At 39.8% G+C, this 17,662-nt stretch carries 20 protein-coding genes and 1 rRNA gene; 8 read left to right on the forward strand and 13 right to left on the reverse strand.

Annotated features, from left to right (window positions below):
• Nucleotides 1-175 precede the first annotated feature (175 nt).
• Genes ORQ98_RS13920 through ORQ98_RS13930 form a run of 3 tightly spaced genes read left to right on the forward strand, consistent with a single transcriptional unit; the run spans nucleotide 176 to nucleotide 1,699 of the window.
• Nucleotides 176-637 (forward strand): hypothetical protein, encoded by a 462-nt coding sequence (locus ORQ98_RS13920; protein ID WP_274689416.1) that lies wholly within the window; start codon nucleotides 176-178, stop codon nucleotides 635-637.
• Nucleotides 627-1,238 carry an SCO family protein gene (locus ORQ98_RS13925; protein ID WP_274689417.1) on the forward strand — a complete coding sequence of 204 codons (612 nt, stop codon included), beginning with the start codon at nucleotides 627-629 and terminating at the stop codon, nucleotides 1,236-1,238. The genes ORQ98_RS13920 and ORQ98_RS13925 overlap by 11 nt, the downstream gene beginning before the upstream one ends.
• Nucleotides 1,235-1,699, forward strand: coding sequence for a copper chaperone PCu(A)C (locus ORQ98_RS13930; protein ID WP_274689418.1), 465 nt, complete (start codon nucleotides 1,235-1,237; stop codon nucleotides 1,697-1,699). The genes ORQ98_RS13925 and ORQ98_RS13930 overlap by 4 nt, the downstream gene beginning before the upstream one ends.
• Nucleotides 1,700-1,767: 68 nt before the next feature.
• Here ORQ98_RS13930 and ORQ98_RS13935 read toward each other — a convergent pair whose 3' ends face one another.
• The 3 genes from ORQ98_RS13935 to ORQ98_RS13945 form a co-directional block, all read right to left on the reverse strand.
• Nucleotides 1,768-2,514, reverse strand: coding sequence for a DUF2189 domain-containing protein (locus tag ORQ98_RS13935; protein WP_274689419.1), 747 nt, complete (start codon nucleotides 2,512-2,514; stop codon nucleotides 1,768-1,770).
• Nucleotides 2,515-2,621: 107 nt separating this feature from the next.
• Nucleotides 2,622-4,205, reverse strand: coding sequence for a peptide chain release factor 3 (locus ORQ98_RS13940; protein ID WP_274689420.1), 1,584 nt, complete (start codon nucleotides 4,203-4,205; stop codon nucleotides 2,622-2,624).
• Between the two features lie 335 nt (nucleotides 4,206-4,540).
• Entirely contained in the window at nucleotides 4,541-4,717 is a 177-nt protein-coding gene (locus tag ORQ98_RS13945; protein ID WP_274689421.1) for a hypothetical protein, read from the reverse strand.
• 224 nt (nucleotides 4,718-4,941) lie between these two features.
• Between ORQ98_RS13945 and ORQ98_RS13950 the strand changes: the two genes are divergently transcribed.
• Together ORQ98_RS13950 and ORQ98_RS13955 are read left to right on the forward strand one after the other, a co-directional pair.
• On the forward strand, nucleotides 4,942-5,187 hold the full coding sequence (locus ORQ98_RS13950; RefSeq protein WP_274689422.1) for a hypothetical protein: 246 nt from the start codon (nucleotides 4,942-4,944) through the stop codon (nucleotides 5,185-5,187).
• The gene (locus ORQ98_RS13955) at nucleotides 5,168-5,530 is read left to right on the forward strand and encodes a YdcF family protein (RefSeq protein WP_274689423.1); all 363 of its coding nucleotides are present in this window, start codon (nucleotides 5,168-5,170) and stop codon (nucleotides 5,528-5,530) included. The genes ORQ98_RS13950 and ORQ98_RS13955 overlap by 20 nt, the downstream gene beginning before the upstream one ends.
• An 86-nt stretch (nucleotides 5,531-5,616) precedes the next feature.
• Here the strand turns inward: ORQ98_RS13955 and ORQ98_RS13960 are convergent, their stop codons facing one another.
• The 3 genes from ORQ98_RS13960 to ORQ98_RS13970 form a co-directional block, all read right to left on the reverse strand.
• A complete protein-coding gene (locus tag ORQ98_RS13960; protein WP_274689424.1) occupies nucleotides 5,617-6,363 on the reverse strand; it encodes an ankyrin repeat domain-containing protein in 747 nt (248 codons plus the stop codon).
• A gap of 260 nt (nucleotides 6,364-6,623) precedes the next feature.
• The gene (locus tag ORQ98_RS13965; RefSeq protein ID WP_274689425.1) at nucleotides 6,624-6,944 is read right to left on the reverse strand and encodes a hypothetical protein; all 321 of its coding nucleotides are present in this window, start codon (nucleotides 6,942-6,944) and stop codon (nucleotides 6,624-6,626) included.
• Between the two features lie 132 nt (nucleotides 6,945-7,076).
• On the reverse strand, nucleotides 7,077-7,949 hold the full coding sequence (locus ORQ98_RS13970; protein ID WP_274689426.1) for a sugar phosphate isomerase/epimerase family protein: 873 nt from the start codon (nucleotides 7,947-7,949) through the stop codon (nucleotides 7,077-7,079).
• Nucleotides 7,950-8,151: 202 nt separating this feature from the next.
• Between ORQ98_RS13970 and ORQ98_RS13975 the strand changes: the two genes are divergently transcribed.
• The gene (locus ORQ98_RS13975) at nucleotides 8,152-9,480 is read left to right on the forward strand and encodes an ATP-binding protein (RefSeq protein ID WP_274689427.1); all 1,329 of its coding nucleotides are present in this window, start codon (nucleotides 8,152-8,154) and stop codon (nucleotides 9,478-9,480) included.
• Nucleotides 9,481-9,493: 13 nt separating this feature from the next.
• Nucleotides 9,494-10,042 (forward strand): response regulator transcription factor, encoded by a 549-nt coding sequence (locus tag ORQ98_RS13980; RefSeq protein WP_274689428.1) that lies wholly within the window; start codon nucleotides 9,494-9,496, stop codon nucleotides 10,040-10,042.
• Here the strand turns inward: ORQ98_RS13980 and ORQ98_RS13985 are convergent.
• Nucleotides 10,031-10,696: an energy-coupling factor ABC transporter permease gene (locus ORQ98_RS13985; RefSeq protein WP_274689429.1), complete on the reverse strand. Its 666-nt coding sequence runs from the start codon at nucleotides 10,694-10,696 to the stop codon at nucleotides 10,031-10,033. The genes ORQ98_RS13980 and ORQ98_RS13985 overlap by 12 nt on opposite strands.
• Before the next feature lie 241 nt (nucleotides 10,697-10,937).
• Between ORQ98_RS13985 and ORQ98_RS13990 the strand changes: the two genes are divergently transcribed.
• Nucleotides 10,938-12,500: a SulP family inorganic anion transporter gene (locus ORQ98_RS13990; RefSeq protein ID WP_274689430.1), complete on the forward strand. Its 1,563-nt coding sequence runs from the start codon at nucleotides 10,938-10,940 to the stop codon at nucleotides 12,498-12,500.
• Nucleotides 12,501-12,616: 116 nt separating this feature from the next.
• Here the strand turns inward: ORQ98_RS13990 and ORQ98_RS13995 are convergent, their stop codons facing one another.
• From ORQ98_RS13995 to rrf, 6 genes are all read right to left on the reverse strand, one after another.
• The gene (locus tag ORQ98_RS13995) at nucleotides 12,617-13,351 is read right to left on the reverse strand and encodes a hypothetical protein (RefSeq protein WP_274689431.1); all 735 of its coding nucleotides are present in this window, start codon (nucleotides 13,349-13,351) and stop codon (nucleotides 12,617-12,619) included.
• Between the two features lie 192 nt (nucleotides 13,352-13,543).
• Nucleotides 13,544-13,972, reverse strand: coding sequence for a ribosomal protein S18-alanine N-acetyltransferase (gene rimI, locus ORQ98_RS14000; RefSeq protein WP_274689432.1), 429 nt, complete (start codon nucleotides 13,970-13,972; stop codon nucleotides 13,544-13,546).
• 39 nt (nucleotides 13,973-14,011) lie between these two features.
• Entirely contained in the window at nucleotides 14,012-14,848 is an 837-nt protein-coding gene (locus tag ORQ98_RS14005) for a uracil-DNA glycosylase family protein (RefSeq protein WP_274689433.1), read from the reverse strand.
• A gap of 26 nt (nucleotides 14,849-14,874) precedes the next feature.
• Nucleotides 14,875-16,422 carry a 2-isopropylmalate synthase gene (locus tag ORQ98_RS14010; protein WP_274689434.1) on the reverse strand — a complete coding sequence of 516 codons (1,548 nt, stop codon included), beginning with the start codon at nucleotides 16,420-16,422 and terminating at the stop codon, nucleotides 14,875-14,877.
• A 299-nt stretch (nucleotides 16,423-16,721) separates the two neighbouring features.
• Nucleotides 16,722-17,060, reverse strand: a complete 339-nt coding sequence (locus ORQ98_RS14015) for a hypothetical protein (protein ID WP_274689435.1) — start codon at nucleotides 17,058-17,060, stop codon at nucleotides 16,722-16,724.
• A 267-nt stretch (nucleotides 17,061-17,327) separates the two neighbouring features.
• Nucleotides 17,328-17,443, reverse strand: a 5S ribosomal RNA gene (gene rrf / locus ORQ98_RS14020).
• Between the last annotated feature and the right edge of the window lie 219 nt (nucleotides 17,444-17,662).

The following is a 17,662-nucleotide window of genomic DNA, read 5'->3' on the forward strand; positions in this document are numbered from 1 at the left end:
ATGCCGCAACTGAGTCACTATACCAGCCCCTTATAAGCCCCTATAATATGCAGCCTATCTGTTAATCAGCAATATTGTAGCTATAGCCAAAGCGAGTGAATTTTAGGGAGCTAACTTGTTACGACAAGTTTAGTGATAATAACAAGCCCTAAAAGTTATTCGAGAAGGGTATATAATGAAACTTTCTCCGCCTAAAGCAATGATAAGCATCATCTTCTTGGCTTGCTTAATCATGTTGCTGCTTTATCTACCCACTATGTTGGCATCAAATAGCCCTGTTACCGATTATATCCTCTGCTCACCACTAGAAAATAACTGTATCAGTAAGCAGTCGCCACTTGGGTATCTGAAACTACACATCACTCCTAATAACTTACCTTATGACCAGCCAATTAATGTAGTGGTCAATAGTGACAACCCAAGTATCCAACAGCTTACACTTCAGTTCAAAGGCCGTGATATGGAGATGGGGCTATTGCCCGTAACGCTCTCCAGCCCTCAGCCTGGCACTTATTCAGGCACTACAGGGTTAAGCTATTGTACCTTAGGTGACAAAATGGTTTGGTTAGCTGAGCTAACTATCGTCACCCCCCAAAGTAACTATCGATTAATATTTGAGCTTAATAATGAAGTATAAGTCTTTTGCCATACTGTTCGTCAGCCTGGCTCTGGTCATGTTATCTGGTTGCAGTCCAACTGAGCCTGCCACAGCATCAAATAACTCGTTAGCGCTTGGCAAACTTGCACCTGATTTTACCCTACAATCTAGCCAGGGGCCTATTAGTCTGACAGATTTTAAAGGAAAAGGGGTGGTATTATTTTTTGGTTATACCAACTGCCCTGATGTATGCCCAACTGGTTTAAGTACTTTAACTCAGGCACTCAAACAGTTACCCAAAACCACTCAACAACAGTTACAGCCTATTTTCATTACTTTAGATCCAACAGTTGATACCCCTACCCGGCTAGCGGAGTATCTACACTATTTTCACCCTAACCTAATTGGTTTAAGTAGCAACCAGCAAACACTGAAGCAAGTTACACAGGCGTATCATGTAACATACAAGCGCCAACCGCAACCTAATAGTGAATTTGACTTTATTCAACACACCGCTTATTTCTATCTTATTTCATCAACTGGAAAATTAAATCAATACTTACCTCATCAGTCGTCGATAGAAAACTTAAAACAGGCACTAACCATGCTAGTGAAAACCAAGCAAAAGGAACTTATATGAAAACGCTTATTTCTTCAGCCTTACTGTTAAGCAGCTTATTTATTGCAGCACCTAGTTTTGCTTGTGATGATCATAAGCTAGAAATTTCCGGCTCTTATGTCAGAGAAATGCCTCCCGCCAGTAAAAATACAGCAGCTTATATGCAACTAAAAAATACCACTGATAAACCGTTAAAGTTGCTTGAAGTGCAAAGTGATATTGCTAAAAAAATAGAATTACATAACATTGTTAATGTTGATGGGGTATTGAAAATGCAGCCCCAACCTTATATTGAAATAGCAGCCAATAACAGCCTTACATTAAAGCCTGGCAGTTACCATGTCATGATGATGGGAGTTAAACGCCAGTTAAAGCAAGGTGAAGAAGTTAAAATGACATTAAAGTTTGAAGGAGGGATGACAAGAGAGTTAACCGCCCCTGTACAACCAATTGTGCCTAAATCTGCCAAAGCAGAGAATTGAGATAATTATTTAAGAGAAGTAAATATCCTGTGACATAAAGGGGTGTTACAGCACCCCGGTCACGATTTTTAGTGATTAGTCTCAATACCAAACACTGTTTTATACAGTATGCCTATTACAATTGCTGCAAATGGTAAAGTCCAGATCAGTCCAATCCCTAGCGGTATAATGCTAACCATTATAATAAGTAGAAGCACAATAAATGTACCAAAAATAGTAAACCAATGCTTAGTAATTGCTTTACGAGAAGTTTCCAACGCTTGCCAAGCACCCATTTTACGATCAATAACCAATGGCACCCCTAGCATATAAGCTATAGTAAAATAAATACCTGGAATAATTAGCAGTATAATGCCGATATAAATAATAATGGCGCTTAGTAGTGAAACAATGGTAATAGGGATTACTTGCTTATAACAGCTCAGCCCATCACTTACACTAAAGCTCAATCCAGCAGCTCTACGTATTCCCATATAAACTACACCCGCATAAAGGGGCATGGTAATTGGCATCATTAAAAAACCACTACCAAATGACAACATAAAGCCAGTTGTAAGGTCTCCCGCTTCCATCGCGGCCTGTCCATCTAAGCCCGTTAGTTTATTAATAAATGTTACTAGAAACATCACAGCAATATAAATCAAACCAAATAGAAAAAATTGCAACTTGGCACCGCTAACCAAATCCCAAGATTCTTTCAAAATACCGCCAATGGTAATTTGATAATTCCCAGCTAAGCCTTGTTCCAGGCTACCCATTTGGGTTTCTACAGGTTTGTCTAAATCCGATTTAGGTGAAGCATATGGATCACTCATTTTATTTCCTTATTCTTTTAAAAAAGAATATTTGCGTAGTGCAATTCTACTATTTGATAGAGCCCTAAAATAGTTTTTAGGGCTTTACTTCCTTGACGCAATTTTAATTAGTGCTCCCTAGTAGCTCTAAACGCTACTTCAGGATAACGCTCTTGTGCCAATGATAAGTTAACCCGTGTTGGCGCTAAGTAGGTTAAATAACCACCACCATCTATTGCTAAATTATCCGCACACTTTCGCTTAAATTCTTCTAGCTTTTTAGCATCAGTACAATCGACCCAACGAGCAGTCTGCACGGTAATAGGTTCATAAATACACTCTACTTTATATTCTTCCTTTAATCGGTGCATAACCACATCAAACTGAAGAACACCTACTGCGCCTAAAATTAAATCGTTGTTATTTACTGGCATAAACAACTGGGTAGCCCCTTCTTCCGACAGCTGTTGTAAGCCTTTTTGCAACTGTTTTAGTTTTAGTGGATCTTTTAAACGCACTCGCTTAAATAATTCTGGCGCAAAGTGAGGAATACCTGTAAAGCGCATTTCTTCACCCATAGTGAAAGTATCACCTATTTGGATGGTGCCATGATTATGTAAACCAATGATATCACCCGAAACAGCTTCTTCTACTTGAGAGCGATCACCTGCTAAAAACGTCACTGCATCAGCAATTTTGACATCTTTACCAATCCGTACATGACGCATTTTCATCCCTTTGGTGTATTTACCCGAACACACCCGCATAAAAGCAATTCTATCCCGATGCTTAGGGTCCATATTGGCTTGAATTTTAAATACAAACCCAGAAAACTTACTTTCATCTGCAGGTACGGTACGGTCTTGGGTATCCCTATTTTGTGGTGCAGGCGCCCAATCTACAAAATAATCCAGCATTTCTCGTACCCCAAAGTTACCCAGTGCAGTACCGAAAAATACAGGTGTCATCTTGCCTGCTAAAAAGTCTTCTAAATCAAATTCATGACTCGCACCACGGACTAACTCAATTTCTTCCAATAGTTCATCAACTAAGTCAGCCCCCAGCTTTTCACGGGCTTCAGCAGAGTCTAGTCCTTTAATTTGGATATCATCAGGAATGGTATGCCCCTGCCCTTGGGTGTATAAATGGACGGTATCAGTATACAGGTTATAAATACCTTTAAAGTTTTTACCCATCCCTACTGGCCAGGTAATAGGTGCACATTGAATTTTTAGGATATCTTCAATTTCATCCAACACCTCAATGTGATCCCTTACTTCACGATCCATCTTATTGATAAAGGTAAAAATCGGTGTATCTCTTAACCGGCATACTTCCATCAACTTGATAGTTCTGTCCTCAACCCCTTTCGCACCATCAATCACCATCAAACAGCTATCAACAGCGGTTAGAGTACGATAAGTATCCTCAGAGAAATCCTCGTGCCCTGGAGTATCCAACAGGTTCACCATTCGTTCGTTGTAAGGAAACTGCATCACCGAGGTCGTAATCGAAATCCCCCGCTGCTGCTCCATGCTCATCCAGTCTGAAGTAGCTGCCCTAGAGCCCTTCTTGCCCTTAACAGTCCCCGCCATCTGGATAGCATTTCCGAACAGCAATAGCTTCTCAGTAATAGTGGTCTTACCCGCGTCAGGGTGGGATATGATCGCGAATGTACGTCGCTTGTTAATCTCTTTGGTCAATTCAGTCATAGTGGCTTTCGCGCCTATTTCACAGCAAGTTACTAGAAAATGGCGCAATTATAATGGCTTTTAGGGATGTACGCAGCTTTAGAAGCAAAAGAAAGAACTAAAATATTGAAAAGATCGGCTGCAGATTTGACAGCCAGTGAAATTCTAGTAAAACAAGTGAGAACTCGTTGACTAACATCCCATACAATATCCAGGTGCTTAACAGGTGTGATTGAGGTTTTATGAAACGTATATCGATTCTTGTTTCTTCTGAAGCTATGATAAGACTTGACTATGACTCATGCTTGCCTGGTAACCTAGTTGAACTATTCTGAAATGATCAAGAATACAAAGACTTATGGAAGATAGGTGTATTTGATGTACTCAATAATAATCTTATCATTAATATCAAAGCTCCCATCAGGCTCTAAATCTTCTTTTGAATAGTAAGATCTATCATATTCGTAAAACTGCCAAAGCATTTTAAAAGCAGCAAAATTTTCTGTAGTAATTGTTTTGATTGATAATGTCATATTATTCAATAGCTATCTCACTGAAATCATAAGTTTCACTAATGTTACACTCCTTTGCAAACTTTATTAGCCTACTTTCATACTTCATGATGGGTATTCATATATTGGTATTATGCCTTACAATACAGCTCTCATCATTAGCAGCATGAAATAAAGTGATGTTTATACGGTTTCTTTGTATTAGCAAGCAATACTTAATATCATTTCAAAACTATACAACTATTATGAATATAAGCCTAATGCATTATTTCAACAAAGTTAAAAATAGACTACTCAAGGTTATTTTATGGTTGGTTATTGTTGACTTAACCCTAACAGGCTCATGGCTATCTTATGTAAATAACCAGTTTCGCCATATGCCAGTTGAACCTGCCGATGCGACTATTATTTTAATGGGAAAATTTAACCCATCATACACTGCACTTGGCAATAAAACCTTGCGCCGAATTAATGCAGCAATACCTCATTAGTCATGGGGTACCTGCTTCTGCTATATTTATCGAGCAGCATTCTTTCGATACTCAAACGAACTGGGAAAATGCAAAAAAAATCATTGCCAACCAACAGTGGAAAAAAGTTCAAGTTATAAGTACAGCGCTTCACTTACACAGGCTGAAAGGCATTATTTCACACAACCACCCTTCCCAAACAATTATTACTTACTCACCAATTCCCCAAACTCAATCGGATCCTAACACTTCTTATTTTGAACTATGGTACAATGCACACTACGATTGGGCTGCTTATCTTAGCTACCTTTTACCACAAACAGTATACAACTGGCTTATCAAAGCGATACGTAACCAAGCATAAATCAGTATTTTCAGCATAAATATTTTTTTAAAAGCTATTGCTTTTTGAAAATAAAAACAACTTTAGTAATACAACAAAAATTAGTGTTATTCTGCTTCTACTGTTTGTACTTTTTGAGAGAAATCATACTCTTCTTCAACTACAGGCTTAGTAAATATAAATTTAATTTTTCTTAACCAATTGCTATCATAACGCTTAATCACTTTATAAATAGCTTCATGCTCACCTTCTTTAGCCAACATTGCTGCTGTTTTTCCTTTATAATTTTTAAGGTCAGATTTAACCTCACGCATTAATAGCGATTCTACAATAGATTTATACCCATGTCTGGCTGCAAACATAAGTGCCGTCCAGCCATGTTTATTTTGTAGGTCAGGGTCAACTCCCTGAGCCAGCATTAAATCAAATAAATCTCTATCCCCTGAAAAGGCCGACGTCATCAAGGTTGTTCCACCAAAATAAGTGCGTGTAAACGGGTTTGCTCCTTTTGCAAGTAGCAAACAAACTATTTCTATTTGCTTGTTTCTAATCGCTTGATAAAGCGGTGTTCCCCCTTTATTATCTTGAAAATTAATATTCGCACCATTCTCAAGTAATAAATTAATTATTTTTCGATTACCTTTTCTGACAGCAATCTCTAATATAGATTGACCTTTATTACAGTAGTTCGGATTGGCACCTTTAGACAATAGAAGCTTTACTGTATCAACACGGTTTTTACACACTGCATGCATCAGTGGTGTAAACCCACCACCATCTTGCAAATCAAGGTTCCCCCCACGAGAAATCAAAAATTCGGTAATAGCGCATCCTCTGTGATCTACTGCAGCCATTAGGTGAACCCCTCTTTCCATCTATCAAATAACAAGCTGACTTAATAACCAGCACTCAAACCAATTACAACAATTCATCAGTTGAGTACCTTGAATTTAATAGAGGCAAGCTTAATGCCAAAAAAAATAACTTTGTTTTTCAATTAGTTACTAAAAACCAGTGTGTATATTGTAAAGTTATTCAATATTATTTTTGGATAAAAAACATCTGTCAGAGGCTAGCAAAAATAGACTACATAATTAGTATGCTGACAGTTACATTATGAGCAAGAAAAATTGTCACGCAACCAATCAAACACTTCTTCTCGCCGCTGTTTTTTTCGTGGCAAGTCTTGCCTTATCATGTCTTCTAATGTATGTAAGTATTTCTTATAAGATTTACGGTCACTTAATTGCTTATAAGTTTTTTTTGAAGACTTTAAATATTCAAGCACCTTTTCCAACATTGGCACAACCTCTTCCACCTCATATCGATAAAAAGTGGTTTTATCGGGCTTACCAATAAATCTAGGTGCATGATTATTTGTAGAGTGCTCTAAGTAGGCATATTTGAGATCTTTACTTCTAACTCGAATACCCATAACGACCCCCGAAATCAACCAACAATCAACCTGCAAATCTTATACCTAATGCTACGTTCGTTTATAACTCAGTGAGTTATAAACTTTAAATGGAAAATTAGCTGACAGAGGGGAATACCAAACAATCGATTGTTAAAGTGCTATACACTGATCTAAAGAATGTTTAACCGTTTGAATAGCTTCTTGCAATGGCATTTTTTTTATTACTTCATTCCAAGGCTCAACAGCTATAGGGCCATCATAACCTTTTCTTTTCAATTCTTGCATAAAGCCTGAAGTATCCGTCACCCCCGTCGCCAAAGGCAACTCCCGAGCAAATTCTGGCATATTAAATAAATGATATCCATGCAGTGCATCGTTTAATTCTACGTACACTATATAATCTTTATCAAGATGCCTTAAGTCTAACAATCCAGCACCGCTATATTGCCAATGATGCACATCCAGTTTAAAGCCAGCATAGCCATATAAGTCTGCACTTGCAATCAATGCTCTAATACCATCAATGGTATGAATAAAGTCGTAATGTGTAGTTAACCTTGTTTCAACTGGGCCAATAAACTCAAAGCCAATTTTAATTTGATGCTCAATTAAAATTGGCTTTAGTTGCTTAAGCCGCTTTACCATTAGCTGAAAATAACCATTAAACGACAAGTTATCTGAAAAAGGAGGGATATAAAAAAGTGCAGCTTCACTACCTACTTGATGAGCAAAAGCAGCTTGCTTAGTAAAAGTATGCAAACTATTTACGTAGTCCCGTTCTGAATGGCAACAGTACATGTCTACATCCAAGCTAAACGCAGCTGGCCTTAGTTGGTATTCTCCAAGCAGTTGTTTGACATCTGTTATAGTGAGCTGCCTTTGTATTAACTGAGCAATATCTAAATTAATACCATGAAATCCATAGCTAGATGCAAGCTTACACACTATTTCTAATTCATTAACAACATGCCCTAAATTTCCACAATGGGTAATATCATCTGTTACGTTGAGTACTGAGTACATGATCTATCCTTAGGCTCGCCAAAAAGCGAATAATAATTATTATCATTTAATATCGATCAGTATACCTATTTGGTACCCACACGCAAGCCTGCGACAGTCTGTCACATAGTCAATTATGATCGATAGGGATACACTGGCGGCTCGTAACAACGTTCTATGCTTGAGCCTGGATACAGGCCTTACTATTGGGTGATTGTTTCAAGTGAGTTACACTCTCTCATTTGCTTTAATCGCCCACTTTTTAGTTATGATTTTTTTCTCTAAAGCCCCACTAAACCTTTCGATTTCTCGGCAAAACCTATTTCGCCTGGGGATGATACGCACTGTATTTTTATGCAGCTTATGCGTTATATTATTACTAGCCACCAATTACACTCCACTCACCATAAATACTCTGCTAGTTGCAGGTGTATTATTAGTGATGGGGATAGTTAATGTTTTTACGTATTGGCGCTTTCGCCAACTAACACCTGTCAGTGAATGGGAATTTTTTGCCCAGTTACTTTTTGACTGCTTTTCTCTAACATTATTACTCTATATTAGTGGTGGTGCTAGCAATCCGTTTGTATCTTACTACCTCATTCCTATCATTATTGCCGCTGCTACACTAGCATTACCTTTTACTGTTGCTATTACCTTAATCTGTTTAAGCAGTTATACCCTGCTATTGTTTTTCTACCAGCCATTACCACAGCTTATCCCAGTCTTTGATAACAGCACACAGCAATTTCATATGATTAACTTACATGTTGTAGGCATGTGGCTTAACTTCAGCCTGAGCGCCCTACTCATTTGCAGTTTTGTTGTTCGAATGGCCCAAACCCTGCGACAACACCAAGCACAATTAGCTATCAAACGAGAACAAGACTTACGCAATGAGCAATTATTTGCAGTCGGTAGCCTAGCAGCAGGCGCAGCCCATGAATTAAATACGCCGCTTAACACAATGATATTATTAGTTAATGAAATGCAGCAGGATTATCAGCAGCACACTGACATAGCAGAAGATCTCAGTTGTTTAACAAGCCAATTAAGTCAATGTAAGCAAAGCCTTCGTACACTAATTGCTGAAGCTCAAGTAAGCCTCCAACCCATCCAACAACCTATTAAAAAAATTATTGATCAACTAGTTGGGCGCTGGCAGGTATTTCGACCAGAGGTTTCTATTGAATTGAATACTACAGGCTTAGCAGACTCACAAGTTTTAGCAGATGCCTCCTTACCTCAGGCACTATTAAACTTGTTAAATAATGCAGCAGATCAATCCCATCGAAAAATTCAGCTTTTTGCAAAAACAACTAAACGACATGTTGAAATAGTCATTAGAGATTTTGGACCAGGCCTGGATATGGCCAATCTGGAAAAACTTGGTACTCCTTTTTACACGAATCAGCCTGACAAAGGATTTGGCCTTGGATTAAGCCTTAGCCAAGCCTCTATTGAACGATTAGGCGGTTCTGTTACCCTACTCAATCACATTGAGCAAGGTACCGAAACCCATATTCAGCTACCTCTAACAATGCACGCATAAAGTGAATTAATTGATGAGTAATAAACACCCCATCTTACTAATTGTTGATGATGATACAGCCTTGCTTCAGGTGTTAGCTCGTGCAATGCGTAAAAGAGGTTATGAAGTGATTACAGCCTGTTGTATAGAGAGCACATGTAAACTGCTTACATTATTTACCCCTCAATTTGCAATTATTGACCTCAAGCTAGCGAATGAGTCTGGCTTAGAAGTTATTCCTCTTGTTAAACGGCATGCACCCACTGCCAAGTTATTGGTGCTAACAGGTTATGCATCCATTGCCACAGCGGTTGCAGCCGTTAAATTAGGGGCCAACAATTACTTATGCAAACCTGCAACTGCAGCAGAAATTGAAGCCGCACTCACTCAGCAAGAGGGTACTCCAACACCTGAATTAAGCGAAAAGCCCATGCCTATTGAGCAACTGGAATGGGAGCACATACAAAAAGTGCTGCTAGCTAATCAAGGTAATATATCTGCCACTGCAAGAGCACTTGGTATGCATCGACGGACTCTGCAACGCAAGCTACAAGTCGGCGAGCGTAAAAAATCAGCGATTTAAGTATTTTTGCTGATTAAACGTAATGACCCAGTCAGGCTTAAATACCGTCACAGCAGAAATCACCATGCCATTGATAACTGCCTCAGGCATAACAATGAGTGGTGTATAAGGCAAATAGTCAGACCAATTGGCTGGGAACTCAAAGCCATCACTTCCCCACAAAACAATTATGACTGCCACAATCACTAACAAAGTACTGAATAACGACCCAACAAAGCCAATTCCAAAAATATAAGTAAAGATATTGCGTGACTGAAAGTGTTCTATCCATTGGTAAAACAACTGCATAGCAACTACTGGCACCACTATCATTACCAGACTATTAACACCGAGACTTATCCAGTCAGCCTGCTGAAATAATGTCAGTAACAGTAACACGACAAAACCACTCATAATTGCTCTGGGCCAACCAATAATTAGCGTGGCAGCAGACATACCCAAGAAATGCAAACTGACACCTATCGGAAAATCCCGGTGAATCAGCCACAACAGGCTCAAACAAAAAACACTGGCACCAAGCCTGTGCTGTAATCCACTATCAGCTAAAATGGCAGGTATATTCAGAAACAACCAGGCAATTAGTAAAACAATGCCCAGCAACACTAACGAACCAAATACCTGGAAATCAGTTAACAAAAAGCCTGAGAAACTCAAAACGATACCTTACAATAAAAGAAGAAAGTCGTAGTAGATACCCATGATAGGCACATCAGCATCAGGTTTGGTGTAGTGAAAATACTGACTCTTTTGTACCCAGTTTATGATATGATCCTGCGCCAATTTGGGTATCTAACTAAACCCTACATCTAGCAACCTCTACTCTGGCTATTTCATAAACTTGCATAAATATAATGTTATGAAATACCCAACTCGTAGTAACTAATGAAGTAACCTGATGATAGATCTTATCACGCAAAAAACCGCATCACTGAAAAATGACTTACTCTCAGGCCTAACCGTTGCGTTAGCACTGGTGCCTGAAGCAGTTGCCTTTGCATTTGTGGCAGGGGTCGAGCCCTTAGTTGGTCTCTATGCTGCTTTTATGGTTGGCCTGATCACTTCGTTAATTGGTGGCCGCCCAGGCATGATATCTGGTGCTACTGGCGCCCTGGCTGTCGTCATGGTCACTCTAGTTGCAGAGCATGGAGTCGAATATTTATTTGCTACTGTTGTATTGATGGGGCTAATTCAAATATCAGCAGGGCTACTAAAACTAGGCAAGTTTATCCGTATGGTACCCCACCCAGTCATGCTGGGTTTTGTGAATGGCCTAGCTATTGTTATATTCTTAGCTCAACTGGGTAATTTTGGAGAAAATAGTGGTGAAGGCTGGTTGGCCAATACTGTTTTAGAAGGCTCGGTTATTGATGTTGCCTGGATGCAAGGCCCTGAACTATGGGTCATGCTTGGTTTAGTGGCGCTAACTATGGCAATTATTTTTATCCTGCCTAAGCTGACTAATGCCATTCCAGCGTCTTTAGCTGCAATCGTCACTGTTTCACTGCTTGTGATTGGCTTTGGAATCGAAACCAAAACTGTAGGAGATGTCGCCTCTATCGCTGGTGGCTTACCAAACTTCCATATTCCTATGGTGCCACTTAGCTTAGAAACCCTTTGGATCATTCTGCCCTATTCAATAATCCTGGCTGCCATTGGTTTAATTGAGTCTCTCCTTACATTAAGTCTAATTGATGAAATCACCGAAACTCGCGGTAAAGGTAACCGCGAGTGTATCGGACAGGGTGTTGCTAACACAGTGACTGGTTTATTTGGGGGCATGGGTGGCTGCGCTATGATTGGCCAGAGCATGATAAATGTAAACTCTGGTGGCCGCGGTCGTTTATCTGGCATTACAGCAGCCTTGTGTTTGTTAGCCTTTATTCTGTTCGCCTCCTCACTGATTGAGCAAATACCCATTGCTGCACTGGTTGGTGTAATGTTTATTGTGGTAATTGGCACCTTTGAATGGACAAGCTTCAGAATTATTCGCAAAATTCCAATATCTGATGCTTTCGTACTCATCCTGGTTTCAGGAGTTACCGTTGCCACAGACCTGGCTATTGCTGTAATCGTTGGAGTGATTGTTTCTGCATTGGTATTTGCTTGGGAGCACGCCAAGCATATTTATGCGGAACTTAGCGAAGAAGGCGAAAGTAAAATTTATGCCTTAAGAGGCCCATTGTTTTTTGGTTCGGTCTCCCATTTTAGAGAAATCTTCCATCCTAAAACAGATCCAGACCATGTAATCATTGACTTTCAGCACTCCCGGGTATGTGACCATTCAGGTATTGAAGCAATAGATGCGTTAGCTGAACGTTATCAGACAGCAGGTAAAGTATTGCACTTACGCCATCTCAGCCCAGAGTGTATTGAGTTATTAGAAAAAGCCAAAAACCTGGTTGAAGTAGATGATATGACAGACCCTCACTACCATATTGCTACCGATAAATTGGCATAGCACTTCAGCCAATCAATCGTTGTAAACCTACCAGCAAACAGCTGGTAGGTCACTTCAGAGATTACCTTTAATTGTTTTTCACGCTTAACCAGTCGCTTATAATTTTAATAACCAGTTTATACTTTTGTCAGCTCTTCTTTCTTTGCTTTAAAAGAATTCAACTGGTGATGAGTAGGTGCCATAAAGATATAACAAACCAAAACAATAAAGCTTAAAAACACAACACTAGCAAATAATTCCAAACTATCTCGATAAAGAATATTCCAGCCTCCTAGCAATAAACCAGCCCATCCTAAACACAGGGTTAACCAGCCTGACCAGTGAATAAAGCGACAAGCCAACCCCAATACAGTAATAACGACTACAATAGACATCCATTTAAACCAAGTACTAATGATTAGTACATGAAGCCACCCTTGTAATTTAGAAGCTCCCGTATAACCAACATTTACTAAGTGGGTTAAATTGAGTAAAGCGATATTTTCAATAAAATCAGTTGCTAAAATAATCGCGACCAAGCCTAAACACCAATAGGTTAAGCTCGCCAGCAAAGGTTTATGCAACCATAGCAGTACAGCTAAAAAACTGGCATAAACAGCCATGAAAATAAAATCGATATAATTCCCCCAATCCATAGCACGGACAAGAGCATCGCGCAGATCAATATCATCACCAAACAAGTGAAATACCTCGGTTGGTGTCTGAGCAAACTCAAAGGCGATTATAGGAGTTTTCACCCCAGAGTAGGTCCAGGCTAATTCAGTAGGAAATATAAATCGAAGAACTAACCCTATTAGTAAGGTCATTACCCCTAAGCAGCGGGCAATTGATAATACAGTCCATGGCATCATAAAAAACTAACATATTATTGGGCTGCTGACATTTTTTATACTATCCATCACCAGCGGTTATCTATCAAACTACTCACAGCCATCAGCCCCCTTGATTCAATTCGAACCTATCCATACGGCTGCAACAGCTTTGTATTATGGTATTAGACAACTAATTAGTGGTGAGTACACCATCGGTTTTGAAAACAAGCCCTAGAGTTTTAAGTTATATGACATTACCAACGCATCTTCTCGCCCATCTGCTGCGGGGTAATAGTTTTTCCTTAATCCAATTTCGTCAAACCCAATTCGCTTATATAACCTAATAGCACTTAAGTTAGAGGATCTCACCTCAAGGAACATTACCTCAGCAGTCAGCTTCCTTGCCCTTGATAAAAAATAATTTAATAAAAACTGCCCATATCCATTGCCTTGAAATTCTGGTGCAACCGTAATATTAAGTAAATGCGCCTCTCCCACTGCTACTGAAAAAACCCCATGGCCAATTAATTTTTCTGCATTATCAATTACCCAACACTCATAGTCAGACTTCAAGCAGTCTTTAAAAATACCTTTACTCCAAGGATGGGAATACGCATTACACTCAACCTTCATTACTTCATCTAGAAGCTTGCAAGTCATCGGCAACACTTGTAAATCACTTGTCATCATAGGCTTAGTTTAGACTGGCGACCAATCTATCTTGGTAATTGCAGAAAGATCTTTCCAAGCTTCTTTTTTATACTGGGGCAGTCGTAGAATTTCATTCAGGCTATGAGTAACAGCTAACCACTGTTCGCTTTGTTGACTAACCCCTCGCACAGACTCAAAGTCCTTGTCTAAACCCAAGCCATATTTTACTGCCATAGCCCCCATCAAGATCACCAGTTTTTTACTTGAGAAACCTAGTTGTCCTTCCAAATATGCTTTTACTGCAGCACTCGCGACAGGCTCAGACTGATCAACAAACTGCTGAAAGGTAAAAGGCCACTTAAAGCTTTTAGCCTCATTAGCAGTGCTTTTAATGTTTAATGCAGCAAGCAGGTTATTAACTAGTGAATAATGTAATACTGATAGTTCATTGACTCCACTATAAGGCAGCTCAGTAACTAACATCACTTGCTCAGTAGGTGACATACAAACCAGCTGAAAATAGCAAGACTCGGTTAGCGTTACCTGTATTTCTTTAACTTGTTCAGCTTCTAGTTTTGGCTGATCTGTCATCCCTTCTTTAGTAAAGTCAGCTGCCGACTTCTTACTATTAACCAAAGAGTCACGTATTTGTAATTTAGCCAATTTAGGCCGCTCAGAAAAACTCTCAGGTAAGCCGTGGGAAAATTCTTCTGACTGAGTTATAGCAGCTTGCTGATGGGTCGCAGGAGCCTCTACTAAACTTTCACTGCTAGCAACAGGCCAATAGTAGTCTGGTGTAGGCTGCGCACCAGGTAGCTGATAACGAGGAAACCAAGACGGGATTCCCATCGCTTGCAGATAAGCCTGACGCTGCTGCTCTAACATACTAATAACCCTACACTATTATAAACTTAAACATTGCCCACTTGAGGATGGGCTCTATGAACGCCTGCCTCTAGTAAATTAAGAGCGTTAATGTAAGCCTTAGCTGATGCAATGACAATATCCGTATCAGCACCATTACCATTCACTATTCTTCCTCCTCGTTCCAACCGCACCGTTACCTCTCCTTGTGAGTCAGTTCCACTGGTAATCGCATGTACTGAGTACAACTCCAAAGATGTATTGGATTCAGCAATTACCTCAATTGCTTTAAAGGTTGCGTCCACTGGCCCACTACCTTCAGAACTTGCTCTTCGCTCTTTACCACTAACGGAAAGTGTTATTTTAGCAACTGGTGTTTCTCCGGTTTTTGAGCATACTTCTAGTGTTTGCAATTTATAGGTTTCAGTAATTTCTGAAGTGCGAGTATCACTTACTAGCGCTTGTAGGTCTTCATCAAAAATTTCATGCTTTTTATCTGCAAGCTCCTTAAAACGAGCAAATGCGGTATTTAATTCCGCTTCTGAATTAAAATGCACCCCTAGCTCTTCAAGGCGTCCTTTAAAAGCTGTTCTCCCCGAATGCTTACCCAACACCATTTTATTGGCTTTCCAACCTACATCTTCTGCCTTCATTATCTCGTAGGTTTCTCGGTGCTTTAACATACCATCCTGATGAATCCCAGACTCATGAGCAAATGCATTGGCTCCAACAATCGCTTTGTTCGGTTGAATTGGAAATCCGGTAATACTCGATACTAACCGGGAAGTGGGCACAATGTGTTTTGTATCAATATTGGTTTCAACATTTAAAACATCCTGGCGGGTTCTAATTGCCATCACAATTTCTTCAAGTGAAGCATTGCCTGCTCGTTCTCCCAACCCATTGATCGTGCACTCCACCTGTCTTGCACCATGAGCAACGGCTGCCAAGGAGTTAGCGACTGCAAGACCCAAGTCATTGTGGCAGTGCACTGAAAAAATGGCTTTATCCGCATTTGGAATCCTTTCTATCAACTGCTGAAAAGTTTCTCCAAACTGATGAGGAATAGCATAACCCACGGTATCAGGGATATTGATTGTTCGTGCGCCAGCATTAATAGCTGCTTCAATAACCCGGCACAAAAAATCTAACTCAGATCGCCCTGCATCTTCACAGGAAAACTCAACATCATCAACCAAATTACGAGCACGCTTTACTGCATGGACAGCTTGCTCTAACACTTTTTCTGGCTCCATTCGCAGCTTATATTTCATATGAATTGGTGATGTTGCTATAAAGGTATGTATTCTAGGTGCATTAGCATTTTTTAATGCTTCTCCTGCCCGGTCAATATCTCCATCCAAGGCCCTGGACAAGCTACAAATACTGCTACCTTTAACGGTTTCAGCAATTGCTTTGACTGACTCAAAGTCACCAGGGCTTGCCATAGCAAATCCCGCTTCAATCACATCTACTCGCATTTTTTCCAAAGCTTTAGCAATCCGTAGCTTTTCATCCTTAGTCATAGAAGCACCAGGACTTTGCTCACCATCACGCAATGTCGTATCAAATATTACAACTCGATTATTATTCATAAAAACACTCCCACAAGCCCATCACTGGCTAATCAGAACACCTTTAAAGGTTAGATAATGAAATTAAGTGTTTAGTTGGATAAATATAATTATTTTCTGCCCTAAGGCAGGAGAGGGAGATTAAACTGAGTAGAACAAAGACGTTGCCAAATCACTATCTTAGTATTCTCTGCTGAAAAGGTCATGATTGACTGCCTTAACGCAACTTAATAATATTTAACTAGTTTGTAATATCTATATAGTTTTTTATGAACTACCCGTCAATAATAGTACTCTTCACTAAACTATGTAAAGGAAGCTCAGGGCCTTTTCTTAAAATCTTCACCGCTTAACCTTCTTTCATTACGCCTTTGATCTTCCCTTTCCCAATGATACTTATACAAGCTGGCTTCGTCCTGAAGTGCTTTTCGTAAAACTGAGTTTTCTGCAATCATTTCATTAATACGTGCTTGCTTCTTCTGCAAATGCTCTTGTTCAGATGGAAATAACTGAGGTAGCTGATTTTGCAGTTGCTCCTCTTTAACTACTTGCGAATCATTGATCATTTCTTCTGAATCAACAGATATATCAAGTGCCTGCGCACTTACAATTGGAAAAGCCGCGACAATAAAGCCACAGCACACAAGTAGATTTCTCATATTTTTCATGCTAACCATTTATTACCTATACCAAGTAAAGTCAGTAGTAATCATGCTATTCTCCCGACTAAAATCAGCAAATAAAAAACCCCCAGCAGAGAGTGCTGAGGGTTTTGGTATTAGGCGCTTGACGATGACCTACGACTGCCATGGATGGCAGGAGTGCAGTCAATGCAGGAGCAATTGGCTGTCTCTCACGTGAGAGTTTGTAAAACCAGACATACGAAAATGCCCTGACCAATACTGATCAGGGCATTTGAAATAGGTGCTTGACGATGACCTACTCTCACATGGGGAGACCCCACACTACCATCGGCGCGGAGCGGTTTCACTACTGAGTTCGGGATGGATTCAGGTGGTTCACACTCGCTATAGTCGTCAAGCAAAACTGGACAATTCGAAACTGTGTTTTGCTATTGCTTTCGTAATTTGAATTCTGCTTTGTACGCTTTGTAATACTCTTTAGCTTTTTTTAAGCTTTGCGTTCGATGTATTTTATTTCGTTGTACTTGCCTATTTCGCTTCGATTTGTACCCAAATCACTTTGGCGTTATATGGTCAAGCCTCACGAGCAATTAGTACGGGTTAGCTCAATGCCTCAC

Source organism: Spartinivicinus poritis, from assembly GCF_028858535.1.
Taxonomy (GTDB): Bacteria; Pseudomonadota; Gammaproteobacteria; order Pseudomonadales; family Zooshikellaceae; genus Spartinivicinus; species Spartinivicinus poritis.